29 protein-coding genes are annotated in these 26,863 nt (G+C 67.2%); 9 read left to right on the top strand and 20 right to left on the bottom strand.

What is annotated here, in order from left to right; all coding sequences use genetic code 11:
• The first annotated feature begins 145 nt into the window (after positions 1-145).
• A complete protein-coding gene (locus KVT39_RS15200; protein ID WP_217589482.1) occupies positions 146-1,228 on the top strand; it encodes a C40 family peptidase in 1,083 nt (360 codons plus the stop codon).
• Positions 1,229-1,371: 143 nt separating this feature from the next.
• Here KVT39_RS15200 and KVT39_RS15195 read toward each other — a convergent pair whose 3' ends face one another.
• From KVT39_RS15195 to KVT39_RS15150, 10 genes are all read right to left on the bottom strand, one after another.
• Positions 1,372-2,382 carry an inorganic phosphate transporter gene (locus tag KVT39_RS15195; protein ID WP_217589480.1) on the bottom strand — a complete coding sequence of 337 codons (1,011 nt, stop codon included), beginning with the start codon at positions 2,380-2,382 and terminating at the stop codon, positions 1,372-1,374.
• A 10-nt stretch (positions 2,383-2,392) separates the two neighbouring features.
• Positions 2,393-3,019: a DUF47 domain-containing protein gene (locus KVT39_RS15190; RefSeq protein WP_034181237.1), complete on the bottom strand. Its 627-nt coding sequence runs from the start codon at positions 3,017-3,019 to the stop codon at positions 2,393-2,395.
• Positions 3,020-3,157: 138 nt separating this feature from the next.
• Entirely contained in the window at positions 3,158-4,540 is a 1,383-nt protein-coding gene (locus tag KVT39_RS15185) for a replicative DNA helicase (RefSeq protein WP_034181236.1), read from the bottom strand.
• Between the two features lie 139 nt (positions 4,541-4,679).
• A complete protein-coding gene (gene rplI, locus KVT39_RS15180; RefSeq protein ID WP_105393807.1) occupies positions 4,680-5,132 on the bottom strand; it encodes a 50S ribosomal protein L9 in 453 nt (150 codons plus the stop codon).
• 27 nt (positions 5,133-5,159) lie between these two features.
• Positions 5,160-5,435, bottom strand: coding sequence for a 30S ribosomal protein S18 (gene rpsR, locus KVT39_RS15175; RefSeq protein WP_034181234.1), 276 nt, complete (start codon positions 5,433-5,435; stop codon positions 5,160-5,162).
• Positions 5,436-5,439: 4 nt separating this feature from the next.
• Complete coding sequence (priB, locus tag KVT39_RS15170; protein ID WP_011657069.1) at positions 5,440-5,739, bottom strand: primosomal replication protein N; 300 nt, start codon at positions 5,737-5,739, stop codon at positions 5,440-5,442.
• A gap of 40 nt (positions 5,740-5,779) precedes the next feature.
• Positions 5,780-6,154, bottom strand: coding sequence for a 30S ribosomal protein S6 (gene rpsF / locus KVT39_RS15165; protein WP_004193673.1), 375 nt, complete (start codon positions 6,152-6,154; stop codon positions 5,780-5,782).
• A gap of 233 nt (positions 6,155-6,387) precedes the next feature.
• Complete coding sequence (locus KVT39_RS15160) at positions 6,388-7,281, bottom strand: anti-sigma factor (protein ID WP_217589478.1); 894 nt, start codon at positions 7,279-7,281, stop codon at positions 6,388-6,390.
• On the bottom strand, positions 7,271-7,912 hold the full coding sequence (locus KVT39_RS15155; RefSeq protein WP_175750301.1) for an RNA polymerase sigma factor: 642 nt from the start codon (positions 7,910-7,912) through the stop codon (positions 7,271-7,273). The genes KVT39_RS15160 and KVT39_RS15155 overlap by 11 nt, the downstream gene beginning before the upstream one ends.
• 177 nt (positions 7,913-8,089) lie before the next feature.
• Positions 8,090-9,001 (bottom strand): LysR family transcriptional regulator, encoded by a 912-nt coding sequence (locus KVT39_RS15150; protein ID WP_034181231.1) that lies wholly within the window; start codon positions 8,999-9,001, stop codon positions 8,090-8,092.
• Positions 9,002-9,173: 172 nt separating this feature from the next.
• Between KVT39_RS15150 and gcl the strand changes: the two genes are divergently transcribed.
• The 4 genes from gcl (at position 9,174) to lysM (ending at position 13,667) form a co-directional block, all read left to right on the top strand.
• Positions 9,174-10,949, top strand: coding sequence for a glyoxylate carboligase (gene gcl / locus KVT39_RS15145; protein ID WP_217589476.1), 1,776 nt, complete (start codon positions 9,174-9,176; stop codon positions 10,947-10,949).
• Positions 10,950-10,992: 43 nt separating this feature from the next.
• Positions 10,993-11,802, top strand: coding sequence for a hydroxypyruvate isomerase (gene hyi / locus KVT39_RS15140; RefSeq protein ID WP_217589474.1), 810 nt, complete (start codon positions 10,993-10,995; stop codon positions 11,800-11,802).
• Positions 11,803-11,828: 26 nt separating this feature from the next.
• Complete coding sequence (locus tag KVT39_RS15135; RefSeq protein WP_368858924.1) at positions 11,829-12,737, top strand: 2-hydroxy-3-oxopropionate reductase; 909 nt, start codon at positions 11,829-11,831, stop codon at positions 12,735-12,737.
• A 459-nt stretch (positions 12,738-13,196) separates the two neighbouring features.
• The gene (gene lysM / locus KVT39_RS15130) at positions 13,197-13,667 is read left to right on the top strand and encodes a peptidoglycan-binding protein LysM (RefSeq protein ID WP_034181228.1); all 471 of its coding nucleotides are present in this window, start codon (positions 13,197-13,199) and stop codon (positions 13,665-13,667) included.
• A 96-nt stretch (positions 13,668-13,763) separates the two neighbouring features.
• Here lysM and KVT39_RS15125 read toward each other — a convergent pair whose 3' ends face one another.
• Entirely contained in the window at positions 13,764-14,786 is a 1,023-nt protein-coding gene (locus tag KVT39_RS15125; protein ID WP_034181227.1) for an asparaginase, read from the bottom strand.
• Between the two features lie 272 nt (positions 14,787-15,058).
• Here KVT39_RS15125 and KVT39_RS15120 point away from each other — a divergent pair, with 272 nt between their 5' ends.
• The 3 genes from KVT39_RS15120 to KVT39_RS15110 all read left to right on the top strand — a co-directional run bounded on the left by KVT39_RS15120 (position 15,059) and on the right by KVT39_RS15110 (position 16,937).
• The gene (locus tag KVT39_RS15120) at positions 15,059-15,349 is read left to right on the top strand and encodes a PsiF family protein (RefSeq protein ID WP_034181226.1); all 291 of its coding nucleotides are present in this window, start codon (positions 15,059-15,061) and stop codon (positions 15,347-15,349) included.
• 303 nt (positions 15,350-15,652) lie between these two features.
• Positions 15,653-16,102: a membrane protein gene (locus KVT39_RS15115; RefSeq protein ID WP_034181225.1), complete on the top strand. Its 450-nt coding sequence runs from the start codon at positions 15,653-15,655 to the stop codon at positions 16,100-16,102.
• A 247-nt stretch (positions 16,103-16,349) separates the two neighbouring features.
• Entirely contained in the window at positions 16,350-16,937 is a 588-nt protein-coding gene (locus tag KVT39_RS15110) for a YSC84-related protein (RefSeq protein ID WP_034181224.1), read from the top strand.
• Between the two features lie 96 nt (positions 16,938-17,033).
• Here the strand turns inward: KVT39_RS15110 and KVT39_RS15105 are convergent, their stop codons facing one another.
• From KVT39_RS15105 to mltG, 9 genes are all read right to left on the bottom strand, one after another.
• Positions 17,034-18,098, bottom strand: coding sequence for a glycosyltransferase family 4 protein (locus KVT39_RS15105; protein ID WP_034181223.1), 1,065 nt, complete (start codon positions 18,096-18,098; stop codon positions 17,034-17,036).
• Between the two features lie 273 nt (positions 18,099-18,371).
• Complete coding sequence (locus KVT39_RS15100) at positions 18,372-19,547, bottom strand: AAA family ATPase (RefSeq protein ID WP_175750366.1); 1,176 nt, start codon at positions 19,545-19,547, stop codon at positions 18,372-18,374.
• Between the two features lie 33 nt (positions 19,548-19,580).
• Positions 19,581-20,753 carry a mechanosensitive ion channel family protein gene (locus tag KVT39_RS15095; RefSeq protein ID WP_105392670.1) on the bottom strand — a complete coding sequence of 391 codons (1,173 nt, stop codon included), beginning with the start codon at positions 20,751-20,753 and terminating at the stop codon, positions 19,581-19,583.
• A 90-nt stretch (positions 20,754-20,843) separates the two neighbouring features.
• Positions 20,844-21,200, bottom strand: coding sequence for a Rap1a/Tai family immunity protein (locus KVT39_RS15090; protein ID WP_011885036.1), 357 nt, complete (start codon positions 21,198-21,200; stop codon positions 20,844-20,846).
• Positions 21,201-21,330: 130 nt separating this feature from the next.
• A complete protein-coding gene (locus KVT39_RS15085) occupies positions 21,331-22,038 on the bottom strand; it encodes an ankyrin repeat domain-containing protein (RefSeq protein ID WP_105392671.1) in 708 nt (235 codons plus the stop codon).
• A 45-nt stretch (positions 22,039-22,083) separates the two neighbouring features.
• A complete protein-coding gene (locus KVT39_RS15080; protein WP_105392672.1) occupies positions 22,084-22,863 on the bottom strand; it encodes a TatD family hydrolase in 780 nt (259 codons plus the stop codon).
• Positions 22,864-23,004: 141 nt separating this feature from the next.
• Positions 23,005-24,033 carry a DNA polymerase III subunit delta' gene (locus KVT39_RS15075; RefSeq protein WP_072437177.1) on the bottom strand — a complete coding sequence of 343 codons (1,029 nt, stop codon included), beginning with the start codon at positions 24,031-24,033 and terminating at the stop codon, positions 23,005-23,007.
• A 19-nt stretch (positions 24,034-24,052) separates the two neighbouring features.
• On the bottom strand, positions 24,053-24,673 hold the full coding sequence (gene tmk / locus KVT39_RS15070) for a dTMP kinase (protein WP_034181217.1): 621 nt from the start codon (positions 24,671-24,673) through the stop codon (positions 24,053-24,055).
• Positions 24,673-25,692 (bottom strand): endolytic transglycosylase MltG, encoded by a 1,020-nt coding sequence (gene mltG, locus KVT39_RS15065; protein WP_175750369.1) that lies wholly within the window; start codon positions 25,690-25,692, stop codon positions 24,673-24,675. The genes tmk and mltG overlap by 1 nt, the downstream gene beginning before the upstream one ends.
• A gap of 77 nt (positions 25,693-25,769) precedes the next feature.
• Between mltG and KVT39_RS15060 the strand changes: the two genes are divergently transcribed.
• Positions 25,770-26,804: a folate-binding protein YgfZ gene (locus tag KVT39_RS15060; RefSeq protein WP_034181215.1), complete on the top strand. Its 1,035-nt coding sequence runs from the start codon at positions 25,770-25,772 to the stop codon at positions 26,802-26,804.
• Positions 26,805-26,863: the final 59 nt, after the last annotated feature.

The following is a 26,863-nucleotide window of genomic DNA, read 5'->3' as shown; positions in this document are numbered from 1 at the left end:
CGCATCGTCACGCAACAGCCTCACTTACGCGCGAAACTTCAAGTAAATTCTCAGGAATGGTTGCTTAAGCCCCGCCGGAGCGTCTACCATCGGGTCTGTCTGTTGTCATACGATTCGCGAGCGCGCCGCGCTCGCCCGCCTTGCCATGCTTCGAATCTGCGTTCCCGTCGCCGTCGTTTCGCTGCTTGCGGCCTGCTCCAGCATGCCGCCGCAGTCGGCATCGCGCGAGCCGGGAATGAAGATCACGACGCCGCGCGCGTTCCCCGCTCCCGCCAATTTCCCGAAATTCGTCGATCACAGCGTCGGCCAGGAAGAAATCTCGATCCAGGCGATGAGCCTGGTCGGCGTCCCGTATCGCTGGGGCGGCAATACGCCGACGAGCGGCTTCGACTGCAGCGGACTCGTGCGCTACGTGATCGGCCGCGCGGCCGACGTGAACCTGCCGCGCACGACCGCCGACATGAGCGGCCGCGGCGTGTCGATCGAGCCCGAGCAGATCGCGCCGGGCGACCTGATCTTCTTCAACACGACCGGGCGGCCGCATTCGCACGTCGGCATCTATGTCGGCAAGCTGCGCTTCGTCAACGCACCGTCGACGGGCGGCACCGTGCGGCTCGACTACCTGACGAACCCGTACTGGGCCAAGCGTTTCGACGGCATTCGCCGCGTCGCGCCGCCGCGCGCGACGCCCACGCCGTTCGATGCGCCGACCTACGAGGCGAAGCGCGACGAGCCGCGCAACCCGCCGGTGGTTGCGCCCGCCCCCGTCATGACTGCCGCCGCGCCGCGGCCGCCTGCCTATGCTTCGTCGCAAGCCGGAGCGACGCAGTCTCCAGCTCCGGTCATGCCGGCCGCGCAGGCCGTGACGACCGCCGCAGTCGCGCCTGCGGTCGCGCCCGCCGATCCGTACGAAGCGCCGCCGCCGCGCGTGCAGGCAGCCCGGCAACAGGCAACGTCGGCGAATGGCGATGGCGGCCTGACCGCGATGACGGCGAATGCAGCGCCGGCCGGCCCGGTAGAAGCCGGCACGCAGATTCCGACGACGGCACTGACGGCCGCCCAGGCCGCCGCATTCGATGCGGAACCGCCGCCCGCGGCAGCCGCGACGTGGCCGCGCAGCACCGGGCCCGTGCAGGTGCTGCGTGCGTCGACGCAATCCGCGCCCGTCAGCCCGCGCACCGGCACCGTGGACGATCCGATTGCCCGGTTCGCGAACGGAAGTTACTAACCCGGCGCTCAAATTCCAACGGCAACCTCGGCAGTATCCGCCGCAGCCCCGCCGTTCGTCGCAAATTTCCTCGCCCCCAAAGAAAATGCGCCGCAGCCTTTCGGCTTGCGGCGCATTTCATGTCGAACCGACAGCGTTGGCGATCAGAAGATCTGGTGCCCGAGCCACCATCCGCCGGCCGCGATCAGCGCGGACGCCGGAATCGTCAGCACCCACGCCCACACGATGTTGCCGGCGACGCCCCAGCGCACGGCCGACAGCTTCTGCGTCGCGCCGACGCCGACGATCGCGCCGGTGATCGTATGCGTGGTCGATACGGGGATGCCGAGGAACGACGCGATGAACAGCGTGATCGCCCCGCCGCTTTCGGCACAGAAACCGCCGACCGGCTTGAGCTTCGTGATCTTCTGGCCCATCGTGCGCACGATGCGCCAGCCGCCGAACAGCGTGCCGAGGCCCATCGACAGGTAGCACGCGCCGATCACCCATGCGGGCGGCGCATCGCCCGTCGCCGACGCATAGCCCGACGCGATCAGCAGCATCCAGATGATGCCGATCGTCTTCTGCGCGTCATTGCCGCCGTGGCCGAGGCTGTACAGGCCGGCCGACAGCAGCTGGAGCCGGCGGAACCGCCGGTCGACCTTACTGGGTGCGGTACGGAAATACAGCCACGACACGCCGAGCATGAACAGCGAACCGAGGATGAAGCCGAGCAGCGGCGAAATGAAGATGAACGCGACGGTCTTCATCAGCCCGTCGATGTTCAGCGAGCTCCAGCCCGACTTCGCGAGTGCCGAGCCGACGAGGCCGCCGATCAGCGCGTGCGACGAGCTCGACGGAATCCCGTAGTACCAGGTGATCACGTTCCAGCCGATCGCACCGACCAGCGCGCCGAACACGACGTAGTGGTCGACGATATCGGGATCGATCGTGCCTTTACCGACGGTCTGCGCGACTTTCAGGTGGAAGATGAAATACGCGATGACGTTGAACGCCGCCGCGAACACCACGGCCTGCTGGGGTTTCAGCACCCCGGTGGACACGACGGTGGCGATCGAGTTCGCCGCGTCGTGGAAGCCGTTCATGAAGTCGAATACGAGCGCGACGAGCACCAGCGTCGCGACCATCCATAGGGCGAGTTGTATCGAATGCATCGTGGTCCGCTCAGGCGTTTTCCAGCACGATGCCTTCGATGATGTTCGCGACGTCCTCGCACTTGTCGGTGATCTCTTCGAGCAGCTCGTAGATCGCCTTCAGCTTGATGAGCGTCTTCACGTCGTCTTCTTCGCGGAACAGCTTCGACATCGCGGCGCGCAGCACGCGATCGGCCTCCGACTCCCAGCGGTCGATCTCCTCGCACTGCTTGAGGATCTGCGCCGACTGCTTCATGTCCGACAGCATCCCGACCGCCTGCTGCACGTGCTGCGCCGACTGCGTGACGATGTGCGCGAGCTGGCTCGCCTCGGACGTGACGGCCTGCACGTCGTACAGCGACACGGCCGTCGCGACGTCTTCCATCAGGTCGAGGATGTCGTCCATCGTCGTGATCAGCTTGTGGATCTCGTCGCGATCGAGCGGCGTGATGAAAGTCTTGTGCAGCAGATCGATCGCTTCGTGCGTGAGCTTGTCGGCGGCCTTCTCGGCCGTCTGCACGTTTTGCTTGTGAATCTCGGCGTCGGCGAGATTGTCGATCAGCAGTTCGAGTTCGCGTCCGCCGGCAACGATGTGCTTCGCGTGCGCGTTGAAGAGTTCAAAGAACTTGCCCTCGGTGGGCATGAATCGACCGAACATGGGATTCCTGAGAGATTGTCAAACTACTGTCACGAAAACGGGCGACATTGTACCGTTTTCGGTCGCGCCGCGACGCGCGCATATGCGCACGCCGGGATTGGATACAACGCTTGGCGAAATAAGAGTTTACATCCGGCGCTACTCGCCGTAGAAGGTCTGCGCCCCGGCAAAGTTGTCGAACTTCGTGTATTGACCCAGGAACGTGAGCCGAACAGGGCCGATCGGGCCGTTACGCTGCTTGCCGATGATGATTTCGGCCGTGCCCTTGTCCGGGCTGTCCGGGTTGTAGACTTCGTCGCGATAAATGAACAGGATCACGTCCGCGTCCTGTTCGATTGCGCCCGATTCGCGCAAATCGGACATCACCGGACGCTTGTTCGGGCGCTGCTCGAGGCCGCGGTTCAGCTGCGACAGCGCGATCACCGGCACGTCGAGTTCCTTCGCGAGGCTCTTCAGCGACCGCGAGATTTCCGAGATTTCGGTCGCGCGGTTCTCGCCCTGCGACGAACCCGACATCAGCTGCAGGTAGTCGACGATGATCAGGCCGAGCTTGCCGCATTGCCGCGAGAGACGCCGCGCGCGCGAGCGCAATTCCATCGGGTTCAGGCCGCCCGTCTCGTCGATGAAGATTTGCGCCTCGCTCATCTTCTGCACCGCGTGCGTCAGTTTCGGCCAATCCTCGTCCGTCAGGCGGCCCGTACGCATCCGGTGCTGGTCGAGCCGGCCGATCGAGCCGAGCATACGCATCACGAGCTGGGTACCCGGCATTTCCATCGAGAACACCGCGACCGGCAGCCCGTACTCGACCGCGACATATTCGCCGATGTTCATCGAAAATGCGGTCTTACCCATCGACGGGCGCCCCGCCACGATGATCAGTTCGCCGCCGTGCATCCCGGACGTCATCCGGTCGAGGTCGACGAAGCCCGTCGGCGTGCCGGTGACGTCGCTCGGGTTCGCAGTGTGGTACAGCGTGTCGATGCGCTCGACGACCTGCGTGAGCAGCGGGCCGATCTCGAGGAAGCCCTGATTGCCGCGCGCGCCCTCTTCTGCGATCGAGAACACCTTCGACTCGGCTTCGTCGAGCAGCTGGCGGACTTCCTTGCCCTGCGGATTGAACGCGTCGGCCGAGATTTCGTCGGCGACCGACACGAGCCGGCGCAGCACCGCACGGTCGCGCACGATTTCCGCATAGCGGCGGATGTTCGCCGCGCTCGGCGTGTTCTGCGCGAGGGCGTTCAGGTACGCGAGCCCGCCGACGTCGTCGGCCTTGCCGGACGTGGTCAGCGCTTCGTACACGGTCACGACGTCGGCCGGGCGCGTCGACGCGATCAGCCGGCCGATGTGCTCGTAGATGATCCGGTGGTCGTAGCGATAGAAATCGCCCTGCGACAGGAAATCGGCAATCCGGTCCCAGGCCGCGTTGTCGAGCAACAGGCCGCCGAGCACCGACTGCTCGGCTTCGACCGAATGCGGCGGGACTTTCAGCGATTCGATTTGAGGATCTTGCGGCGCGTTCATGGGTTGGGATTATCGCGAATTACACAGGACGACGCCATACCGGCCGCCAGTGATGCGGCAATAAAAAAGGCAGGCCCCGGTTGCCCGGGCGCCTGCCCTTGTCCGGACAGCGGAGGCCGCCCGGAAAGCTTGCGTACGCTTACGCGTGGTCGCCGATCACGTTGACCGTGACGTCGACGACGACGTCCGTGTGCAGTGCGACCTGGACGTTGTGCTCGCCGATCATCTTCAGCGGGCCTTCCGGCATGCGAACTTGCAGCTTCTCGACTTCGAAACCTGCCTTCTTCAGCAGTTCCGCGACGTCGCCGTTCGTGACCGAGCCGAACAGACGGCCGTCAACGCCCGACTTCTGCGTGATTTCGAACGCCTGGCCGTTCAGCTTCTCGCCGACTGCCTGCGACGCTGCCAGCTTTTCAGCGGCGATCTTTTCGAGTTCAGCGCGGCGCACTTCGAATTCGGCGATCGCTTCCTTCGTTGCGCGGCGAGCCTTGCGGTTCGGGATCAGGAAGTTGCGAGCGTAACCGTCCTTGACCTTGACGATGTCGCCGAGGTTACCCAGATTGGCGACTTTTTCCAACAGAATGATTTGCATTCGAATTCTCCTTATGGCGTCGCCGAGTTACGCCTTGTGCTGATCGGTGTACGGCAGCAGCGCGAGGAAACGCGCACGCTTGATTGCCGTGTCGAGCTGACGCTGATAGTGCGACTTCGTACCCGTCAGGCGAGCCGGCGTGATCTTGCCGTTTTCACCGATGAAGTCCTTCAGCGTTTCCGTGTCCTTGTAGTCGATCTGATCGACGCCGGCGGCCGTGAAACGGCAGAACTTCTTGCGCTTGAAGAGCGGGTTTTGTTGCTGACGACGCTTGTCGAATTTTTTACCAGTCGGGCGGGCCATGATTTCAGTCCTTTCCAATGTCCTGCAATGCAGTGATGTGAAACACCAAGGTTCTCGCGTTGCGGCTTTTCTTTGCCAGGAAGCCCGTGAACAGCGTCTCGACGCCCATTTCACGGCTTTCCAGCCTGCCGCTCGCCTCACCGGCCGCCACCGCCTCGATCGTCATTTCGACCTGACGGGGAATGCCTGCTTCGACGACTTCCGTGCGGTGATGCAATGTGGCGCTTGCGATCGGAACACCTGCCGGCGTATATCGCACCGGTGCGCGTTCGACGACGCTCGCCGTCAATTGCAACCTGTTCACGTGAGTGGCGCGCTCCTTGATGGCTTAATGAATGACGAACTTAAGCCTGCGCTTCGGTCGGCTGAGCTGCAGCCGCCTTCTTGGCTTCTTCGCGCTGAACTTCCTTCATCATCGGCGACGGGCCGGTTTCGGCCTTCTTCATCTTGACGATGAGGTGGCGCAGCACGGCGTCGTTGAACTTGAACGCGTGTTCGAGTTCGTCGAGCGTCGTCTGGTCGCACTCGATGTTCATGCAGACGTAGTGAGCCTTCGCGAGTTTCTCGATCATGTAGGCCAGTTGGCGACGGCCCCAGTCTTCGACGCGGTGGATCTGACCGCCGTGCGACGTGATCGTGGACTTGTAACGCTCGATCATCGCGGGCACTTGCTCGCTTTGATCGGGGTGCACGATGAATACGATTTCGTAATGACGCATTACACACTCCTTGTGGATTAAAGCCACCCGGGCGTCTGAACCGGTGTGGCAAGTGAGAAGCCGAAGATTCTAACCCGGATACGGGGCGCATGCAAGGCCAATCAACGATTCGCGGCCGGATTCGGCCGTGTTTTCAAAGACTTGAAGGGCCGGGCCTGCGTAATCGGCCACCCGTCGCCCTTTTGCGATCGGGGTCGGGACACAAGCGCACCGGGCCGCGGCCCGGCGCACCGTCACTCGCTATGCGTGCCGGCGAGTCGCGCGTCGAGCGCCGTCCTGAACGCCGCGAGGGCCGACGGCTCCGCGTCGGTCACGGCCCACCACGTCATCCCGGCCGCGTCCCAGCGGTCGAGCGCATAGCCCTGCGACACGGTCGCGTACGGGGCCGCCGGCCCAACGCCTGCCGGCCGCACGTAGACGTCGATCACGTGCTGCCGGTAACGGTAGACGAGCACCGCGACGCGGCGCCGCCCGACGTAGTCGAGCCGGCCGCCGACCAGCGCGAAGCCGCTCGCCGCGAGATCCTCGACCGGCGGCGCATAGTCGAGCCGGCCGTTGAACCATGGCTTGACCGTATGCCGGTCGGTCGAGATCACGTCGATGGCGCGCGCCGACAGGTCGGCCCGCACGTGGCTCGCGACGAGTTCGTCGACCGTGCGGTCGGTGTCGGCGTGGCGCGCGGACAGCGCCATCCCGGCCGCCGCGGCAAGCGCGACCATCAGCGCCACGCCCCAGCCGAGCCCGGGTAGCGCGGCGACACGCGGCCCCGGGCCCGTCGGCGCCGGGCGTGCCGATACGCCGCCGCCCAGCCAGCTGAACCAGCGACGGCCGCGCGGGCGCGGCTGCGATCGCGGCGCGGGTTCAGGCTCGGGTTCCGCCCGGGATTGCCCACGGGTCCGCCCGTCCCCGGCTGCCGGCAGGCTCGCAAGGATGCTCGCCCGCAGCACCTCCGGCGCGCGGTGATAGTCGGCCTGCCGCACGGCCTGCACCAGCGTGACGATCCGCGCGCGATCGCGGCGGCACGCGTCGCACCCGTCGACATGCTGCTGGACGCGCAACGCATCGGGCGCCGACAGTTCGCGGTCGACGTCCGCGTCCAGCAATGCTCGCGCTTCGTTACAGTCCATCGATAGCCTCCGATGCGGTTCCGCCTGCCGGCGTATGGCCCGGCCTGCCTTTGGCCGCCGGCGCGGACTCGCCGCCCAGCAGCACGGCGAGCCTGCGACGGCCGCGCGCGAGCCGCGACATCACCGTGCCGACCGGCACGTCCGCGATCGCCGCGATCTCGCGGTAGCTCAGGTCCTCCATCTCGCGCAGCACGAGCACCTCGCGGTATTCGGGCGGCAGCTTCGCGAGCGCCGCATTCACGAGCCGCACGTTCTCGCCGCGCAGCAACTGCGCGAGCGGATCCTCGGTCGCCGGTTGCCAGTCGTCGGGAACGTCGGTGTCGTCGAGCGTGTCGGGCAGCGCGACCTCGTGCGCGTGCGTACGGCGCCGCCACTCGGTGTACCAGGTGTGGCGCACGATCGTCAGCAGCCACGGCCGCGCGTTGTCGCCGCGACACGAATCGATGAAGCGCAGCGCGCGCATGCACGCGTCCTGGACGACGTCGTCCGCATCGCCGGCGTTGCCGCTCAGCCAGCGCGCGAGGTTGTACGCGGCGTCGAGATGCGGCAGCACGAGTGTACGAAACCGCTCGCCGCGCGCTATCGCATCGCCCTCCGCCCGCTCATCGACCGCCTGTCCGGCTTGCCCCACATGGCCTCCCTGGTCCCGGCGGCCGAAACCGCGCCCGTTCCGCGCATGGCGCCCGGACAGACCGGCAACGTGCGCGCTCGATGACCTTACCGTCGTTGCGTCGAGTTTATTCCCGCGCAACGCACGTGAAGCGCAAAAAATCCATGGTCAGCCGTGTGGCCGTGCCGCCCGCCGCCGTTACGGCGTGGTGCTCCAGTAGCCGGGGCGCGCGTACGCGTCGCGCAGGTAGTCGATGAAATAGCGCACGCGTGCCGGCACGTAGCGCTGTTGCGGGTAGACGGCGAGGATGTCGTAGTCGGGCAGCGCATACTCGTCGAGCACGGTCTCGAGCTCGCCCGTCTCGAGCTGCGCGGCGATTTCCCACGTCGAGCGCCAGCCGAGCCCGAGGCCTTCGGCCACCCAGCGGTGCAGCAGCTCGCCGTCGTTGCAGTCGAGATTGCCCGCGACGCGCATCGTCGCGATCTTGCCGTGGCGCTGGAAATACCAGCCGCGGTTCTGCCCGCCCTGCAGGTTGAACGCGAGGCAGTTGTGCTTCAGCAGGTCGTCGAGCGACTTCGGCCGGCCGTGCCGGCGGAAATAGTCGGGCGTGCCGCACACGACACGCCGGTTCGACGCGAGCTTCACCGCGACGAAGTTCGGATCGACGGCACCCCCGATCCGGATCGACAGGTCATAGCCTTCGCGCACGAGATCGACGACACGGTCGGTCAGGTTGAACGACAGCTGCATCTCGGGTTTGTCGGCCAGAAAGCCGGGCGCGTGCGGCGCGACGTGCTTGCGCCCGAACGCGGCCGGCGCGGACACGATCAGGTGCCCGCTGACCGCGCGCCGCCCGGCGGCCAGCTCGTTCTCGGCCTGGTCCCATTCGGACAGCAGCCCGCGGCAGCGCTCGAGGAACGCCGCGCCCTCCTCGCTGACCACCAGCCGCCGCGTCGAGCGATACATCAGCTTCACGCCGAGGCGCTTCTCGAGCGCGTCGATGCGCCGCCCGAGCACCACCGGCGACACGCCCTCCTCGAGTGCCGCCGCCGCGAGGCTGCCGGCATCGGCAACCCGCACGAACGTCTCGATCTGCTTGAAGCGATCCATCTGCCGTCTCCGTCTTCGTTCCGACACCGGCGGGAAACCCCGCCCGGCCGTCATTCCATACTTTTAGTTTCGAAATAAGCGACTCCGGCTGATCTTATCAAACCTTTCCTGCATCCCTAAAGTGTCCCCAACAGACCGATTCGCACGATCCGCCACATTCAAGGAGACATTCATGGCCAAGATGAGAGCCGTCGACGCAGCAGTGCTCGTGCTCGAGAAGGAAGGCATCCAGACCGCGTTCGGCGTGCCGGGCGCAGCCATCAACCCGTTCTACTCCGCCATGCGCAAGTCGGGGGGCATCAGCCACGTGCTGGCCCGCCACGTCGAGGGCGCCTCGCACATGGCCGAAGGCTTCACCCGTGCCGCCCCGGGCAACATCGGCGTGTGCATCGGCACGTCGGGCCCCGCCGGCACCGACATGATCACCGGCCTCTACTCCGCATCGGCCGACTCGATTCCGATCCTCGCGATCACGGGCCAGGCACCGCGTGCGCGCCTGTACAAGGAAGACTTCCAGGCCGTCGACATCGAGTCGATCGCGAAGCCGGTCACCAAGTGGGCCGTCACCGTGCGCGAGCCGGCGCTGGTGCCGCGCGTGTTCCAGCAGGCATTCCACCTGATGCGCTCGGGCCGTCCGGGCCCGGTGCTGGTCGACCTGCCGATCGACGTGCAGCTCGCCGAAATCGAGTTCGACATCGACACGTATGAACCGCTGCCGGCCTACAAGCCCGCGGCCACCCGCGCGCAGATCGAGAAGGCGCTCGCGATGCTCAACGACGCGGACAAGCCGCTGATCGTATCGGGCGGCGGCGTGCTCAACGCAGCGGCCGAAGACCTGCTCGTCCGGTTCGCCGAAACGATCGGCGTGCCGGTGATCCCGACGCTGATGTCGTGGGGCGCGATTCCGGACGACCACCCGCTGATGGCCGGCATGGTCGGCCTGCAGACGTCGCACCGCTACGGCAACGCGACGATGCTCGCGTCCGACTTCGTGCTCGGCATCGGCAACCGCTGGGCGAACCGCCATACGGGCAGCGTCGAGGTCTACACGAAGGGCCGCAAGTTCGTGCACGTCGACATCGAGCCGACGCAGATCGGCCGCGTGTTCGGCCCGGATCTCGGCATCGTGTCCGACGCGAAGGCCGCGCTGGAACTGTTCGTCGCCGTCGCGCAGGAATGGAAGGCCGCCGGCAAGCTGAAGGACCGCAGCGCATGGGTCGCGGAATGCCAGCAACGCAAGCGCACGCTGCAACGCAAGACGCACTTCGACAACGTGCCGGTCAAGCCGCAGCGCGTGTACGAAGAGATGAACAAGGTGTTCGGCCGCGATACGTGCTACGTCAGCACGATCGGCCTGTCGCAGATCGCCGCCGCGCAGTTCCTGCACGTGTTCAAGGCACGCAACTGGATCAACTGCGGCCAGGCCGGCCCGCTCGGCTGGACGATCCCCGCCGCGCTCGGCGTGCGTGCAGCCGACCCGAGCCGCCCGATCGTCGCGCTGTCCGGCGACTACGACTTCCAGTTCATGATCGAGGAGCTGGCAGCCGGCGCGCAATTCAAGCTGCCGTACGTGCACGTCGTCGTGAACAACTCGTACCTCGGGCTGATCCGCCAGGCGCAGCGTGCGTTCGACATGGACTACTGCGTGCAGCTCGCGTTCGACAACGTGAACGCACCGGAACTGAACGGCTATGGCGTCGACCACGTGGCCGTCGCCGAAGGCCTCGGCTGCAAGGCGCTGCGCGTGTTCAAGCCGGAAGAAATCGAGCCGGCGCTGCGGCAGGCGCAATCGCTCGCGGAAGAGTTCAGCGTGCCGGTGGTCGTCGAAGTGATCCTCGAGCGCGTGACGAACATCTCGATGGGCACCGAAATCGACGCGATCAACGAATTCGAGGATCTCGCCGAAAAGGCCGAGCACGCACCGACCGCCATCTCGATGCTCGACTGATCCGCAGGACATTTTTGACTGACCGACCGAAGAGGCTTAGCTCATGCCGAAGTTTGCTGCAAACCTGACCATGCTGTTCAACGAAGTGCCGTTCCTCGACCGCTTCAAGGCGGCCGCGGACGCGGGCTTCGACGCCGTCGAGTTCCTGTTCCCGTATCCGTACGCGAACGAGGAACTCGCCGAGCGGCTCGAGACGCACCGCCTGCGCCTCGTGCTGCACAACCTGCCCGCCGGCAACTGGGACCAGGGCGAGCGCGGCATCGCGTGCCTGCCCGATCGCGTCGGCGAGTTCCAGGAAGGCGTCGGCCGTGCGATCGAATACGCGAAGGCACTGAAGGTGCCGCAACTGAACTGCCTCGTCGGTATCCCGTCGGCCAGCACCGCGCGCGACAAGACCTTCGTCACGATCGTCGACAACCTGCGCTTTGCGGCCGATGCGCTGAAGCGCGAAGGCATCCGCCTGCTCGTCGAGCCGTGCAACAGCTTCGACATCCCGGGCTTCGCGCTGAACCGCTCGTCCGAAGGGCTCGACGTGATCCGCGCGGTCGGCTCGGACAACCTGTTCCTGCAGTACGACATCTATCACATGCAGCGCATGGAAGGCGAACTGGCCGCGACGATCGAACGCAACCTCGCATCGATCGGCCACGTCCAGCTCGCGGACAACCCGGGCCGCAACGAGCCGGGCACGGGCGAGATCAACTACGCGTTCCTGTTCGCGCTGCTCGACCGGCTCGGCTACGACGGCTACGTCGGCTGCGAATACAAGCCTCGCACCACCACGACGGAAGGCCTCGGCTGGCTGCACAGCATCGCCGGCTGCGCGCCGGGCTCGGCGCGCCGCGCCGCCTGAGATCCGCCCTTCCCGCTTTCGCCCCTATAGGAGACTTTCACATGGCAACCATCGGTTTCATCGGCCTCGGCATCATGGGCGCGCACATGGCGCGCAACCTGCTCAAGGGCGATCATCAGCTCGTCGTGAACGGTGCGTTCCCGATCCCGGACGACCTGCGCGCGAGCGCCAAGGTCGTCGCGAACTCGACCGAAGTCGCGCAGAACGCGGACATCATCATCTCGATGGTGCCGGACACGCCCGACGTGCGTAACGTGCTGTTCGCCGACGACGGCGTCGCGAAGGGCCTGACGGCCGGCAAGCTCGTGATCGACATGAGCTCGATCTCGCCGCTCGACACGCAGGCATTCGCAAAGCAGATCAACGCGCTCGGCTGCGACTACCTCGACGCGCCGGTGTCCGGCGGCGAAGTCGGCGCACGCGAAGCGACGCTGACGATCATGGTCGGCGGCCCGGAACAGGCCTTCGAGCGCGCGAAGCCGCTGTTCGAGAAGATGGGCAAGAACATCACGCTCGTCGGCGACAACGGCGCGGGCCAGACCTGCAAGGTCGCGAACCAGATCATCGTCGCGCTGAACATCGAGGCCGTCGGCGAAGCATTGCTGTTCGCCGCACGCTCGGGCGCCGATCCGGAGCGCGTTCGCCAGGCACTGATGGGCGGCTTCGCCGCCTCGCGCATCCTCGAAGTGCATGGCGCGCGGATGACGAAGCGCACGTTCGATCCGGGCTTTCGCATCGAGCTGCACCAGAAGGACCTGAACCTCGCGCTCGACGGCGCACGCAAGCTCGGCCTCGCGCTGCCGCATACCGCGAGCGCGCAGCAGCTGTTCAGCGTGTGCGCATCGCACGGCGGCAAGGCATGGGATCACTCGGCACTCGTGCGCGCGCTCGAGATCATGTCGAACTTCGAGATCGGCCAGACACCGGCCGCGTAACGCGGACGCAAAGACGCGCGGTTCCGCTGCAATGGCGGACGCGCGCGCAGAACACGCGCGATCCGGCCGCGGCCGATCGCATCGATGCGCGACGCACGCGCGCATCACGGTGGGGCGCCCCGCCGCGCATCGCTAACCGCATGCGCGACGGGGCGAAAAACGCCGCTCTGGGCTGAGAGCGGCGTGGTGGGGTCCGCAGCGGCACCCGGCGGCGCCGGGGAAGCCTTGGTCGGTCAGACGTCGTCGTCGGGTGTCCGCCTGTCGGATTTCGCGTATTACATTTCTTTACGTTCAAGCTTGCGATTTTTCATGCAATCGTCGCGCTGAACGCCTACACTTTCGCCACGCCTTTCGAGAAAACCGCCGCGCTTGCGTTCACTCCGGTGAATGCGCCCAGCGCGGTGTTTTTTTCGCCACTTCATGGCGCGTTTTCTTTTCAACCACCTAAGGAGTGCAGCGATGGGTCTTCTTTCGTTTATCAAAGAGGCGGGTGAAAAACTGCTGGGTCATGCCGACGCGCAAGCGGCGGAAGATCCGAATGCCGCGAACCAGACCGCGGCCGATGCGATCAAGAACTACATCAGCACGCAGGGTCTCGACACGTCGAACCTGACGGTCGCGTTCGACGGCGCATCGCGCACCGTCACGCTGTCGGGCAGCGTCGCCGATCTCGACACGAAGGCCAAGGTCAAGGTCGCGGCCGGCAACGTGCAGGGCGTCGCGGGCGTCAACGACGACGATCTGCAGCCGGACGATCCGGAAGTGCAATACCACGACGTGAAGCCGGGCGACACGCTGTCGGCGATCGCCAAGGAAGTGTATGGCGACGCGAACAAGTATCCGGCGATCTTCGAGGCGAACAAGCCGATGCTGTCGAGCCCGGACCGGATCTACCCGGGCCAGAAGCTCGTGATTCCGCCGCAGTCCTGAGCATCCGCGCAGGATTGAAAAACAAAAAAGGCAGGCCATCCGGCCTGCCTTTTTCTTTGGCAATGCCGCACCGCCCGAGCGGCGGACGGACATCGGTCAGAACGTATCGAATACGCGCTGCAGTTCGTCACGCGCCCGGATGCCGTTCGCCAGCGCGAGCATCAGCAGCACGCGCGCCTTGAACGGATTCAGCGAGCCCGCACTGACGAAGCCGAGCGCGTCGTCGTTGGCCGCGCCGTTGCGCATCACGTGCCCCGAGCCGACGCGCGACGCACGGATCACGGCAACGCCCGCGTTCACCGCATCGGCGAGCGCCGCCTGCAGCGTTGCATGGATCGACCCGTTGCCGGTGCCGGCCACGACGAGCCCGCGCACGCCGGTCGCCACCAGCGCATCGACGGCCGTGCGCGTCACGCCCGCGTAGCTCGCGACGACTTCGACGGGCGGCCACGTTGCGGCGATCGCCAGTTGCGCATCGCGCGAGCGCGTGACGCGGCGCGCGAATTCGACGCGGCCGTCCTGCACCCAGCCGAGCGCACCGAGTTCCGGCGACTGGAATGCGTCGACCGCATAGGTGCTCGTCTTCACGACGTCGCGCGCGCCGTGGATCCGGTTGTTGAACGCGATCAGCACGCCCTGCCCGCGCGCGGCCGGATGCGCGGCCACCGTCACCGCGTTCAGCAGGTTCAGCGGGCCGTCGGACGACAGCGCGGTCGCCGGCCGCATCGCGGCCGTCATCACCACCGGTTTGTCGCCTTTCACGACCAGGTGAAGGGCATACGCGGTTTCCTCGAGCGTGTCGGTGCCGTGCGTGATCACGATGCCGTCGACCGCCGGATCGGCCATCAGCGCGTCGATCCGCGCGGCGAGCGTGTTCCACAGCGGCAGTGCGAGATCCTTGCTGTCGATGCTGGCGATCTGCTCGGCGTCGATGCGTGCGACCGACGCGAGCGCCGGCACCGCGTCGACCAGGAAACCGACGCCGAGCGCGCCGGCCTGGTAACCGGCCGTGCTGGCCGCGTCGGGCGCGGCACCGGCGATCGTGCCGCCGGTGGCCAGCACGGCGATGCGCGGCAGGGCCGCCGCGGACGGGGGGGATGCGGGATTCGGAGTATTCATGGCCGCGATTGTAATGGCTCGCGGCCGGGATCCGGCAGGTTCCGGCGCCACGGCCGATGCCGGCCGCCGCGCATCATGGTTTGTCCCGATCGTCCGGTCGCGCGCGCCGTCAACGGCCGCGGCGCCCGCAACGTTATAGGAAGTGCCGTTTCGGTGTTTTTCACATTGATTCGCCATAATCGGAGCGCGCGGTGCGATGTGGCCCTATCCTCATCGCAACGTGCTTCGTGACGGCATCGATAACACGCAATTCACCCCATGGGAGTGTCGAAATGAAAATCCAATCGCTCGTAGCCGCAGTGCTCCTCGGCGGCATGCTGGCTTCCCCCGCGTTCGCGGCGAACAGCCAGCAGGACAAGATGAAGGCCTGTAACACCCAGGCAGCAGGCAAGACGGGCGACGAACGCAAGGCGTTCATGAAGGACTGCCTGTCGGCGAAGCCCGCGAAGGCGATGACGCAGCAGGAAAAGATGAAGGCCTGCAACACGCAGGCCACCGGCAAGAAGGGCGACGACCGCAAGGCGTTCATGAAGAGCTGCCTGAGCAGCCAGCCGGCCGCCTGAGTTCCGGCGCTCCCGTATCGAATGCCGCGCACCGCTTCGGCGGGCGCGGCATTTTTGTTTTCGTTGCATGCGCATCGACGCATACGCGCGTGAAACGCCTGCCGCACGCGTTCCGCCGCCGCCGTTCGACCGCCCGCCTCCACCCGTCCCGCTTTCCGGGCCCGCCGTACCGGCGCCGCCACATGGTGCGGCAATTCGCCGCGTTTTCTTCTATGATGGCTGCAACGCGGCCCACCCAAGTACAAGAAGCGCCATCGGGCCGCCCTCGAGACGGACGCGCACGCGCGTCAATTGGAGGCATGGATGGCATGGAGACAACACCGCTGGTTCCGCCGCTGGCTGATCGTGATCGTGTTCTGGGCCGTGCCCGTCGCGATCGTCGCCGTGCGCGAGATCCGCGAGGAAATGGCTTACAACAAGGCGGACCTGCAGCTCGCGCTGACCACCTGGCAGCTCACCGACGCGCAGCAGGCAGCCGGCGCCGCCGCGAAGTGCCACGGGGATCCTGACGACGCGCGCGCGGCCGGCTGCCCGGCCGACGTGCTCGCCGCCAACGCGCCGCGCCAGCAGGCGGCCCGCGACGAATACGTGGTGCGCCGCGCTACGCTCGCGGGCTATCTGTGGCATGCGTTCGTCGGCTACTGGGTCGTACCGGCCGCGTTCCTGTTCGCCTGCGGCGTCGTGATCGCACTGATCCGCCGCGCGCTGCGCCGCCCGCCGATCAAGCCCCCCGTCCCGCCGGTCACGCACTGACCCGCCCGCAAGCGCCGTCGCCGCCCGATTTGCCGCCCTTGTTCCCCGCATGCCGACCCGCGCGGGGCGCGTCGGCGCGCGGCCGCCGATCCGGTCGGTCCGTTGGTGCGCAGCGACACCGCCACCCCGATTTGACGCTCTTTCACGCACGAACGAAAAGGGGTTGTAATCCGCTGTGATATAACTGCCGACGTGATCCGCTCCTTGAGCGAGACTCACTCCGAACGTCATCCGATGGAGAATAACGATGCAAAAACGGAATCTTGTGCTGAAAGCCGCCGCTGCGCTCATCGTCGGTAGCCTCGCGCTCACCGGTTGCACCACCACCCCGGACAAGCCGGACAACGCCGCGACCAGCGCGTCGAAGCGTCAGGCAATCGACTCGAGCGTCGACGCAACGCTGTCGCGCCTGTATTCCACGGTCAAGGGTTCGCGTGAACTCGTCGCGAAATCGCGCGGCGTGCTGGTCTTCCCTGACGTGCTCCAGGCCGGCTTCATCGTCGGCGGCCAGTCCGGCAACGGCGCGCTGCGCGTCGGCGGCAGCACGGTCGGCTACTACAACACGTCGTCGCTGTCGGTCGGCCTGCAGGCCGGTGCGCAGTCGAAGGCGATCGTGTTCCTGTTCATGACGCAGCAAGCGCTCGACGAATTCCGCGGCTCGGACGGCTGGGCAGCCGGCGCCGGTGCATCGGTCGCGCTCGTGAAGATGGGCGCGAACGGCGCGATCGACACGACCACGGCCACCGCACCGGTCCAGGTCGTCGTGCTGACGAACGCGGGCCTGATGGGCGATGTGTCGATCAACGGCACGAAGGTCACGAAGCTCAAGATCTGACGCTCACGCACCGCCCGTGCGCACCGCGCGCGGGCCATGCGCAAACGGCGATGTCCTTGCGGGCATCGCCGTTTTTTTATCCGCCCGCGCTCCGCGTCAGGTCGTCGAGTCGATCACCTTGAAGCGCGAACGCTTCTGCGCGCGGATCACCGACTGGTAGACGTCGACGTACTGCTGCGCCATCCGGCGCGACGTGAAGCGTTCCTCGAAGCGCTGCCGCACGCGCGCACGCGGCAGCAGGTGCAGCCGGTTCACGGCGGCCACCGCGCTGATTTCATCCTCGACGATGAAACCCGACACGCCCTCGTCCAGCACCTCGGGCACCGCGCCGCGATTGAACGCGATCACCGGCGTGCCGCACGACATCGCCTCGATCATCACCAAACCGAACGGCTCCGGCCAGTCGATCGGGAACAGCAGCGCATGCGCGCCCGACAGGAATTCGGCCTTCTGGTGATCGGCGATCTCGCCGATGTATTCGACGTGCGGCAACGCGAAGAGCGGCTTGATCTCGCGGTCGAAGTATTCCTGGTCGGCCGCATCGATCTTCGCGGCGATCCGGATCGGCAGCCCGCACTGGCGTGCGATGCTGATCGCCGTGTCGACGCGCTTCTCCGGCGAGATGCGGCCGAGGAACGCGAGATAGCGCGGCTCGACGGGCTGCGGCATGTACAGCGTATCGGGCAACCCGTGGTAGACGGTCGTCAGCCATTTCGCCTGCGGCAGCGGCTGGCGCTGCGAGTTCGAGATCGAAATCACGGGCGCCGTGTTGAACGTGTCGAACACCGGCTGCTGCTCGGGCAGGTCGAGCCGACCGTGCAGCGTCGTCACGTAAGGCGTTTCCTGCCGGTTGAAGACCGAGAACGAGTAGTAGTCCATGTGGAAATGGAGCACGTCGAAGTCCTTCGCGCGGCGCGCGACCGTCTCCATCAGCAGCATGTGCGGCGCGACGCGGTCGCGAATCGACGTGTCGAGCCGCAGCGCGCGCGGCCAGACCGGCTCGAGCTTCGCGCGTGTCGTCGAGTCGCCGCTCGCGAACAGCGTCACATCATGGCCGAGATCGACGAGCGCCTCGGTGATGTAGGACACGACGCGCTCCGTGCCGCCGTACAGCTTCGGCGGCACCGATTCGGTCAGCGGGGCGATCTGGGCAATTCTCATGGTCCACGTCTCCTGTGTCCTGTCCCGTACGGCACGCGGGAGTGTGCGCTTTTCGCGCGCCCCCGCCCCGTGCAGCGCCGGCCGGCGCGGCGCCGGCCGGATATCCCGCCATTATTGGCGATCCCGATGCCCGGAACCGCCTGTCTTGCATTTTATGGGCGTTGTTACAGACAGGATACATTCGTTCCGCCTCGCCCGATCGCACCGCATCGGGCACCGTCGGGGCATGCCCCCGCCCGGGCGCCGGACGCGGCCGAATGCACGCCGCCCGCGTCAGCGCGACGGCCACTTCCACGGCGGCAGGTCGCGCGCGTCGGCATCGACGAGCGCGGTCGCGCCGAGCTGCTTGTCGAGCACCAGCGATTCGCAGCCGGCCTCGCGCTCGAGCGTCGCGATGAGCCGCGCCGCATGCGACACGACCAGCACCTGCGAGCGCTGCGCGGCCTGCGCGATCAGGCGGCCGAGCGCCGGCAGCAGATCGGGATGCAGGCTGGTCTCCGGTTCGTTCAGCACCATCAGCGCCGGCGGCCGCGGCGTCAGCAGCGCGGCCGCGAGCAGCAGGTAGCGCAGCGTGCCGTCGGACAGCTCGGCCGCCGCAAGCGGCCGCAGCAGCCCCGGCTGGCGCATCAGCACGTCGAAGCGGCCGCGGCCGCCCGGGTTGTCGATCTCGACCGATGCGCCGGGAAACGCGTCGGCGATCGCCGCATCGAGTGCCGCGCCGTCGCCGATTTCGCGGATCGTCTGCAGCGCGGCGGCGAGGTCGGCGCCGTCATCCGCCAGCACCGGCGTATGGGTGCCGATGTGCGACTGCCGTGCCGGCGCCTGCGCATCGGTCCGGAAATGGTCGTAGAAGCGCCACGAGCGAATCCGCTCGCGCACCGCGATCATCTCGGGCGCGCCGGTCGGATCGGCGAACTCGGTCATCATGCTGTCGAAGCTCGCGACCGGCTGCGGAATCGTCTGCCAGTCGCCCGACGCGGTGCGTGTGCGGATCTGTGCACCCTGCCGGTCGACCAGCAGCGTCGACGGGCGCGGCAGCGCGCCGCCCCAGATGCATTCGCGCTTGACCACCGGATCGAGCGCGAACTGCGATCTGCTCGGGAGCGGCAGGCCGAGATCGATCGAATAGCCGAAATCGTCGCACGCGAAGCCGAGCTTCAAGCTCACGGGCCCCTTGCGCACCGTGCCGGTCACCGGCTCGTCGCCGTTCAGCATCGCGCGCGAGAAGCGCTCGGGGCCGGCCCACAGCGTCGACGGCAAGCCGCCCTCGCGGGCGAGCGACGGGATCACGCGGCCCTGCGCGGTGTCGGCGAGCAGCCGCAGCGCGCGGTATACGCTCGACTTGCCGCTGCCGTTCGGCCCCGTGACGACGTTGAGCGCCGCGAGCGGCACGATCAGCTCGCGCAGCGAGCGGTAATTGGCGATGGCGAGCGTGTTCAGCGCGGTCATGACGATGGATGGCGGGCAGGCGCCGGGCCGCGTTCAGCGGCCTTCGACGGCCTGCGGATCGGCTGCGGTGTTGGCCGCCGTGCTGGCGGCGGGCGCCCGCGCGTGCGGCCGTTCGGGATTCGGCGCGTCCGGCGCGGAATCATGCGGATACAGTTCCATCCGACTGCGCGGCAGGCATTGCGGATAGCGGCCCTGCAGGTATGCGATCAACCCTTCGCGCACGCGGCAGCGCAGATCCCAGCACGACGACGAATCGGCCGCGCTGACGAGCGCGCGCAACTGCATCGTGCGCTCCGTCGCATCGGTCACCTGCAGCACCTGCACGCGGCCGTCCCACTCGGGCGCCGCATGGACGAGCCGCGCGAGCTCCTCGCGCAGCGGCGCGAGCGGCGTGCGGTAATCGACCGACAGGTAGACCGTGCCGATGATTTCCGCGCTGTTGCGCGTCCAGTTCGTGAACGGGTTCTCGATGATCCACTGCAGCGGCACGACGAGGCGCCGCTGGTCCCACAACCGCACCGACACGAACGAGCCGGTGATTTCCTCGATGCGCCCCCATTCGCCCTGGATCACGACCACGTCGTCGAGCCGGATCGGCTGCGTGAGCGCGATCTGCAGCCCGGCAATCAGATTGCCGAGCACCGGCCGCGCGGCGATACCGGCGACCAGGCCCGCGACGCCGGCCGACGCCAGCAGGCTCGCGCCCACCTGGCGCACGTTCGGGAACGTCATCAGCGCGGCGCCGGTGCCGATGATCACGATCAGCACCATCACCGTCCGCACGAGCACCTTGGCCTGCGTATGGATGCGCCGCGCCTGGAGGTTGTCGGCCGTATCGAGCGGATGCGCCCGGATGATCGCGTCGCCGACGCCGGCCGCGAGCCGCACCAGCAGCCACGTGAGCGACACGATGGAGCCGACCGCCGCCGCGGTGCGCATGCCGCCCACGAACGACATGCCGTCGTCGGCCTGGACCCACAGGAATTCGAGCGCCAGCAGCGCGAGCACGACGAGCGACGGCTTGTCGATGTAGCGCAGGATCGCGCTCATCAGCGGATACGGCTGCGCGATGCGCTTGACGATGCGTGCGCCGAGACGGTGCACGATCGTGACGACCAGCACGACGATGACCGACACGGCCAGCGTGCCGAGCCACGAATGCAGCGGCGCATCGGCGATGCGCTGCAGTTCCTCGATTGAAATCATCGGCGCCCGGGATGCTTCGGTTATGAGGCGCGCACGCCTCGTCCTGGATGCGTCGGCGACGTCCGGGTAGCGCCCGGACACGGCGTCAGATCAGTTGCCGCCCCTGCAGGGAAACGCCTTGCCGAGACCGAGCGACACCGCGGTGCTCGCGTTGTAGTCGGCCAGCTTCGGATTTTCCGCGATGTACTTGCGCACCGCATCGGTCATCTGCTGCGCCCGGATGTCGGGCGGCAGGCAGAAATACTGGCCGACACGCGGCCCCGTGGTGCCGCCGATCGCGTCGATGGTGTTGTAGACGCCGTCGGCAGCGCCTTCGATGTAGGCCGCGCACGACGCCCGCGACTTGACGTCCGTCTTCGCGCACAGCCGGTCGAGATCCGCGCCCGTGAAAGCCGCCGCCGACAACGGCACGGCAAACGCCGCGGCACAAAACATTGCGCGCAACATGGTGTTCCTTATGTCAATGCGGCCCGAGACCGCCTGCTGCGTTGGCCGGCGCGGCGCCGGACACCCTTCTCCGGCCGGAATCCGCCCGGCCGGGTGCGCACCGCCGCGCTGGCCGGTGCACCGAAAACCGTCATTTTGCACTCTTTTGCGCATCTGCCGGCGCCGACGCGCCGATACGCACCGTACGCTTGCTCAGGATATCGATCGCGTCCGGCGCCTTGTAATGCTTCGCGAACTCGAGCGCGGTGATGCCGAGCTGGTTCTTCACCTGCGGATCGGCACCCTGGTCGAGCAGCAGCGTGACCGTCGACGCATGGTTGCCGCGCGCGGCCATCATCAGCGGCGTGGTGCCGTTCGGCGAAGCCGTGTCGATATACGCGTCGTGGTCGAGCAGCACCTTGACGACCGCGTCCTGGCCGTTGGTCGCCGCGTAGTGCAGCGGCGCCCAGCCCTTCTTGCTGACTTCCGCGCCCTTGTCGATCAGCAGCTTGACGAGGCCGACGTCGCCGTTCAGCGACGCGAGCATCAGCGCGTTCTCGCCGGCCTTGTCTTCCTTCTCGAGGTCGACGTTCGGCGTCGTGGCGATCGCCGCCGCGACCTTGTCGGATTTCTCGCGCGCGGCGATCACCAGCAGCGGGTCGCCGTTCGGTGCGAGCGTGTTCGGATCGAGGCCGTTCTTGAGCTGCTTGCCGATGTCGGCGATGTCGTCGAACTTGACGGCCTTGACGATCGCGTCGAGCGACTCGGCATGCGCGCCGGCTGCAGCGAACAGGCCGCTCGCGACCAGCGCGGCGGTGACGAGTGCACGTTTGGTCAGATGGTTGGTCGGCTTCGTCATTGTGTTGTGGGCTCCTTCCCTGGGTTGTCGGCTGCGCGCGCGTCGTTAGCGGGCGATCTTGAACAGCCGGAAAAAGTTCTCAGTCGTCGCATCGGCCAGCGCCTCGACGGCGATCCCGCGCTCGGATGCGATAAAGCGTCCGACATGGCTGACGTACGCAGGTTCATTCGGCTTGCCGCGATACGGCACCGGCGCGAGGTACGGCGAGTCGGTCTCGATCAGCAGCCGGTCGAGCGGCACGCGCCGCGCGACGTCCTGCACGTCGGTCGCGTTCTTGAACGTGACGATGCCCGACAGCGAGATATGGAAGTTCTGCGCGAGCGCCTGCTCGGCGACGGGCCACGGCTCGGTGAAGCAGTGCATCACGCCGCCCGGCACGTCCGCGCGCTCCTCGGCCATGATCCGCAGCGTGTCCTCCGACGACGACCGCGTATGGACGATCAGCGGCTTCATCGTCGCGGTCGCCGCGCGGATGTGCGTGCGAAAGCGTTCGCGCTGCCATTCCATGTCGGCGATCGAGCGGCCCTCGAGACGGTAGTAGTCGAGGCCCGTTTCGCCGATCGCGACGACCTTCGGGTGCGCGGCCAGCTCGACGAGTTCCGCGAGCGTCGGCTCGCGCGCGTCCTCATGATCGGGATGCACGCCGACCGACGCGTAGACGTTGTCGTACGCGTCCGCGATCGCGAGGACCTCGGGCAGCGTCTCGAAATCGACGGACACGCACAGCGCGTGCGTGACGTCGTGCTCGCGCATGTTCTCGAGAACGGCCGGCAGGCGGTCGGCCAGGCCCTTGAAATTGATGTGGCAGTGAGAGTCGACGAACATCGTGTTTCCTGAATACGTAAGGCGGGCGCTCATGCGCTCGCCGGCGTGCGGCAACCGGCGGCGTTCGCGGGCCGGCCGGCCGCGGTCGCGTCGCTGAGTAAGCCGAACATCGTTTCGCAACCCATCAGAAACAATGCCGGGTCACGCGAACATTTCCCGATACCCGAGAAACAATTCCTCGAATACGAGCCGTGCGTTCAGCGGATGGTTCTCGACCGTCCGCTGCCGCGTCACGGCCTTCATGAAGCGCGCGAACGCGTTCGCGTCGACCGATTCCGCGCAGCGCGCGAGCGCCGCCGCGTGCATCGGGAAGTAGCGCGGCGCGCCCGCCATCCGCTGCGCGAGCAGATCGTACAGCCAGCGCTGCAGCCAGCCGAGCACCAGCGGCACCGGCAGCTTCTGCAGCGTCTCGCCGCACGCGAACGGGTCGCACGCCGCACCGGCCGCGAGCTGCCCGAGCGTGTAGTCGCGCAGCGGGCGGTTCTCGTCGCTCGCGAGCGCCAGCGCGGCGAGCGGCGCGCCGCCGGCTTCGGCAAGCAGCGCGCTCGCATGGTCGACGCCCTGCGCCGCGAGCCAGGCCGCGGCCGCGTCGGGCGCCGGCACGGTCATCGGCCACTGCCGGCAGCGGCTGATGATCGTCGGCAACAGGCGGTCGATGCGCGCCGACACGAGCAGGAACACGACGCCGGACGGCGGCTCCTCCAGCGTTTTCAGCAGTGCGTTCGATGCGGCGACGTTGAGCGCCTCGGCCGGATACAGCACGACGACGCGCGCGCCGCCGCGGTGCGAACCGACCCCGCAGAAGTCGAGCAGCGCCCGCACCTGCTCGATCTTGATTTCCTTGCTCGGCGCGCGCGTCTTCTTGCCGCCTTCGTCCGCGTCGGCCGGCTTCGCGTCGTCCGCGGCGCCCGGCGCTTCGCCGGCCAGCACTTCGGGCAGCACGATCCGGTAGTCCGGGTGGTTGCCCTGCGAGAACCAGGTGCAGGCCGCACACGTGCCGCACGGCTCGCCGTTCGGCAGCGGCGATTCGCACAGGAAGCCCTGCGCGAGATGCTGCGCGAACTGCAGCTTGCCGATCCCGGCCTGGCCGTGCAGCAGCAGCGCATGCGGCCATTGCGCGCGCAGTTGCTGCAGGCGGTTCCAGTCGTCGGTTTGCCACGGATAGATCATGTGGTGCGTTCCTTGCGGGTTACAGCGCGGCGAGCACGCGTTCGAGCTGCCGGCGGATCTCGGGAATCGACTGCGTCGCGTCGACGATCGCGAAGCGGTGCGGCGCCTCTTCCGCGCGCCGCAGGTATTCGCCGCGCGTGCGCGTGAAGAACGCATCGGACTCGCTTTCGAACTTGTCGGGCATGCGCGCCGCGCCGCGGCGCTCGCTCGCGACCTGCGGCGCGACGTCGAACAGCACCGTGAGGTCGGGCTGAAAACCACCCTGCACCCAGCGCTCGAGCGTCTCGAGCTTGTCGCGCGGCAGCCCGCGGCCGCCGCCCTGATACGCAAACGTCGCATCGGTGAAGCGATCGGACACGACCCAGTCGCCGCGCGCGAGCGCCGGCTCGATCACGAGCGCAAGATGCTCGCGGCGCGCGGCGAACATCAGCAGCGCTTCCGTCTCGAGATCCATCGGCTGGTTCAGCAGGATCTCGCGCAGTTTCTCGCCGAGCTGCGTGCCGCCCGGCTCGCGGGTAACGACGACCTGCCGGCCGGCCGCGGCCAGCTTGCCCTGGAGGCGTTCGCAGAACCATTGCAGGTGGGTGGTCTTCCCCGCCCCGTCGATGCCTTCGAACGTGATGAATTTACCGCTCGCCATTATTGACCTCGTATGTACTTGTCCACGGCCTTGTTGTGGTCGCCGAGCGTATCCGAGAACACGCTCGTGCCGTCGCCCTTCGCGACGAAATAGAGCGCGCTCGTCTGCGCCGGATTGATCGCCGCCTGCAGTGCGGCGACGCCCGGCAGCGCGATCGGCGTCGGCGGCAGGCCGCGTCGCGTGTAGGTATTGTAAGGAGTGTCGGCCTGCAGGTCGCGCTTGCGCAAGCGGCCGTCGTACGCGTCGCCGAGCCCGTAGATCACCGACGGATCGGTCTGCAGCGGCATGCCGATGCGCAGCCGGTTCGCGAACACGGCCGCGACGAACGCGCGGTCGGCCGCGTGGCCCGTTTCCTTCTCGACGATCGATGCGATCGTCAGCATTTCGTAAGGCGACTTGTACGGCAGCCCCGGCGTGCGCGCGGCCCAGGCCTCGTCGAGACGCGTCTGCATCAGGTGGTACGCGCGCCGGTAGATGTTCAGGTCGCTCGTGCCCTTGTCGAACAGGTAGGTATCCGGGAAGAACAGCCCTTCGCCGCTGCCGCGCTGCACGGCGCTGTCCGACGCGCCGATCGCGCGCAGCAGCTCGGCGTCGCTCATGCCGGCCGTGGTGTGCGCAAGATCGGGGTTGCCGTCGAGTTCCGCGCGCATCCGCTTGAAGGTCCAGCCTTCGATCACCGTCGCGACGTATTCGTTCACGTCGCCGCGCGCGATCTTCTGCAGGACTTCGTAAGGCGTGATGCCCGTCTTGAATTCGTAGTTGCCGGACTTGAGCCGGCTCGACAGTCCGAGCACGCGCGTCATCGCGACGAAACCGAACGGCTCGACCGGCACGCCGCCGCGCTTGAGCTGCAGCGCGACGCTCTTCACGCTGCTGCGCGGCTTGATCGTGACGTCGAGCGATGCCGAACCCAGCAGCAGCGGCCGGGTCGCCCAGTAATATCCGCCGCCCGCGCCGGCAGCGGCCACAACGACGGCCAGCGCCGCGATCGTCGCGGCGCATTTCTTCAGTAGGGACATGGAAACGTGACTCAGGTAAGACCCATATAATACTTGCTCGCCTCCGTCAAAGTCAGGGTTGACTGTTCCCTCATTCCATGAGCTCACCGTTCGCTTCACCGGCTGCCCAGGCCGCATCCGCCTCGCTCCCCGTATTCCCCCGCCCGTCCGCCGCCGATTTCGATGCGCCGGGCGCCTGCATGCCGCTGCCGCAGTTCGGCGTGATCGACGTGGCCGGCGACGACGCCGCGACGTTCCTGCACAGCCAGCTGACCAACGACATCGAGCATCTCGATGCCGCGAGCGCGCGGCTGTCCGGCTATTGCTCGCCGAAGGGGCGCCTTCTCGGGTCGTTCCTCGCGTGGCGTGCCGGCCACGACGTGCGCCTGCTGGTGTCGAAGGACGTGCAGCCCGCCGTGCAGAAGCGGCTGTCGATGTTCGTGCTGCGCGCGAAGGCGAAGCTCACCGATGCGAGCGACGCGCTCGCGGTGGTCGGTTTCGCCGGCGACGTGCGCGACGCGCTGGCGGGCATCTTCGATGCGCTGCCGGACGGCGTGCACGTGAAGGTCGACGGGCCGGCCGGCACGCTGATTCGCGTGCCCGATGCGGCCGGCCGCAAACGCTATCTGTGGATCGGCCCGCGCGCGGAAGTCGATGCACGCATCGCCGCGCTCGCCGGCACGCTGCCGGTCGTGTCGCCGGCCGTGTGGGACTGGCTCGACATTCGCGCGGGCGAGCCGCGCATCACGCAGCCGGCCGTCGAACAGTTCGTGCCGCAGATGGTCAACTTCGACGTGATCGGCGCCGTCAACTTCCGCAAGGGGTGCTACCCGGGCCAGGAAGTCGTCGCGCGCAGCCAGTACCGCGGCACCATCAAGCGCCGCACCGCGCTCGCGCATGTCGCCGGCGAGACCGATACCGTGCATGCCGGCGTCGAGCTGTTCCACAGCGACGATCCCGGCCAGCCGTGCGGGATGATCGTCAACGCGGCGGCCGCGCCCGCGGGCGGCGTCGACGCGCTCGTCGAGATCAAGCTCGCCGCGCTCGACAACGGCACCGTGCACGTCGGTTCGGCCGACGGCCCGGCGCTCGCGTTCGACGCGCTTCCGTACGCGTGGCCGACGGAAGCGTGACGCACTGACAACCCGTTCGCGCGCCGGCTCGCGAGTCGCAGCCGGCGCCCGATGTTTCC

Source organism: Burkholderia sp. GbtcB21 (assembly GCF_019091065.1).
Lineage (GTDB): Bacteria > Pseudomonadota > Gammaproteobacteria > Burkholderiales > Burkholderiaceae > Burkholderia > Burkholderia pyrrocinia_C.
This window is presented reverse-complemented; position numbering and strand designations above follow the sequence as displayed.

Bases quoted from the DNA above. Each gene is read 5' to 3' on its own strand.
- KVT39_RS15200 (WP_217589482.1), top strand. From the start codon at position 146: ATGCTTCGAATCTGCGTTCCCGTCGCCGTCGTTTCGCTGCTTGCGGCC.
- KVT39_RS15195 (WP_217589480.1), bottom strand. From the start codon at position 2,382: ATGCATTCGATACAACTCGCCCTATGGATGGTCGCGACGCTGGTGCTC.
- KVT39_RS15190 (WP_034181237.1), bottom strand. From the start codon at position 3,019: ATGTTCGGTCGATTCATGCCCACCGAGGGCAAGTTCTTTGAACTCTTC.
- KVT39_RS15185 (WP_034181236.1), bottom strand. From the start codon at position 4,540: ATGAACGCGCCGCAAGATCCTCAAATCGAATCGCTGAAAGTCCCGCCG.
- rplI (WP_105393807.1), bottom strand. From the start codon at position 5,132: ATGCAAATCATTCTGTTGGAAAAAGTCGCCAATCTGGGTAACCTCGGC.
- rpsR (WP_034181234.1), bottom strand. From the start codon at position 5,435: ATGGCCCGCCCGACTGGTAAAAAATTCGACAAGCGTCGTCAGCAACAA.
- rpsF (WP_004193673.1), bottom strand. From the start codon at position 6,154: ATGCGTCATTACGAAATCGTATTCATCGTGCACCCCGATCAAAGCGAG.
- KVT39_RS15160 (WP_217589478.1), bottom strand. From the start codon at position 7,281: ATGGACTGTAACGAAGCGCGAGCATTGCTGGACGCGGACGTCGACCGC.
- KVT39_RS15150 (WP_034181231.1), bottom strand. From the start codon at position 9,001: ATGGATCGCTTCAAGCAGATCGAGACGTTCGTGCGGGTTGCCGATGCC.
- gcl (WP_217589476.1), top strand. From the start codon at position 9,174: ATGGCCAAGATGAGAGCCGTCGACGCAGCAGTGCTCGTGCTCGAGAAG.
- hyi (WP_217589474.1), top strand. From the start codon at position 10,993: ATGCCGAAGTTTGCTGCAAACCTGACCATGCTGTTCAACGAAGTGCCG.
- lysM (WP_034181228.1), top strand. From the start codon at position 13,197: ATGGGTCTTCTTTCGTTTATCAAAGAGGCGGGTGAAAAACTGCTGGGT.
- KVT39_RS15125 (WP_034181227.1), bottom strand. From the start codon at position 14,786: ATGAATACTCCGAATCCCGCATCCCCCCCGTCCGCGGCGGCCCTGCCG.
- KVT39_RS15120 (WP_034181226.1), top strand. From the start codon at position 15,059: ATGAAAATCCAATCGCTCGTAGCCGCAGTGCTCCTCGGCGGCATGCTG.
- KVT39_RS15115 (WP_034181225.1), top strand. From the start codon at position 15,653: ATGGCATGGAGACAACACCGCTGGTTCCGCCGCTGGCTGATCGTGATC.
- KVT39_RS15110 (WP_034181224.1), top strand. From the start codon at position 16,350: ATGCAAAAACGGAATCTTGTGCTGAAAGCCGCCGCTGCGCTCATCGTC.
- KVT39_RS15105 (WP_034181223.1), bottom strand. From the start codon at position 18,098: ATGAGAATTGCCCAGATCGCCCCGCTGACCGAATCGGTGCCGCCGAAG.
- KVT39_RS15100 (WP_175750366.1), bottom strand. From the start codon at position 19,547: ATGACCGCGCTGAACACGCTCGCCATCGCCAATTACCGCTCGCTGCGC.
- KVT39_RS15095 (WP_105392670.1), bottom strand. From the start codon at position 20,753: ATGATTTCAATCGAGGAACTGCAGCGCATCGCCGATGCGCCGCTGCAT.
- KVT39_RS15090 (WP_011885036.1), bottom strand. From the start codon at position 21,200: ATGTTGCGCGCAATGTTTTGTGCCGCGGCGTTTGCCGTGCCGTTGTCG.
- KVT39_RS15085 (WP_105392671.1), bottom strand. From the start codon at position 22,038: ATGACGAAGCCGACCAACCATCTGACCAAACGTGCACTCGTCACCGCC.
- KVT39_RS15080 (WP_105392672.1), bottom strand. From the start codon at position 22,863: ATGTTCGTCGACTCTCACTGCCACATCAATTTCAAGGGCCTGGCCGAC.
- KVT39_RS15075 (WP_072437177.1), bottom strand. From the start codon at position 24,033: ATGATCTATCCGTGGCAAACCGACGACTGGAACCGCCTGCAGCAACTG.
- tmk (WP_034181217.1), bottom strand. From the start codon at position 24,673: ATGGCGAGCGGTAAATTCATCACGTTCGAAGGCATCGACGGGGCGGGG.
- mltG (WP_175750369.1), bottom strand. From the start codon at position 25,692: ATGTCCCTACTGAAGAAATGCGCCGCGACGATCGCGGCGCTGGCCGTC.
- KVT39_RS15060 (WP_034181215.1), top strand. From the start codon at position 25,770: ATGAGCTCACCGTTCGCTTCACCGGCTGCCCAGGCCGCATCCGCCTCG.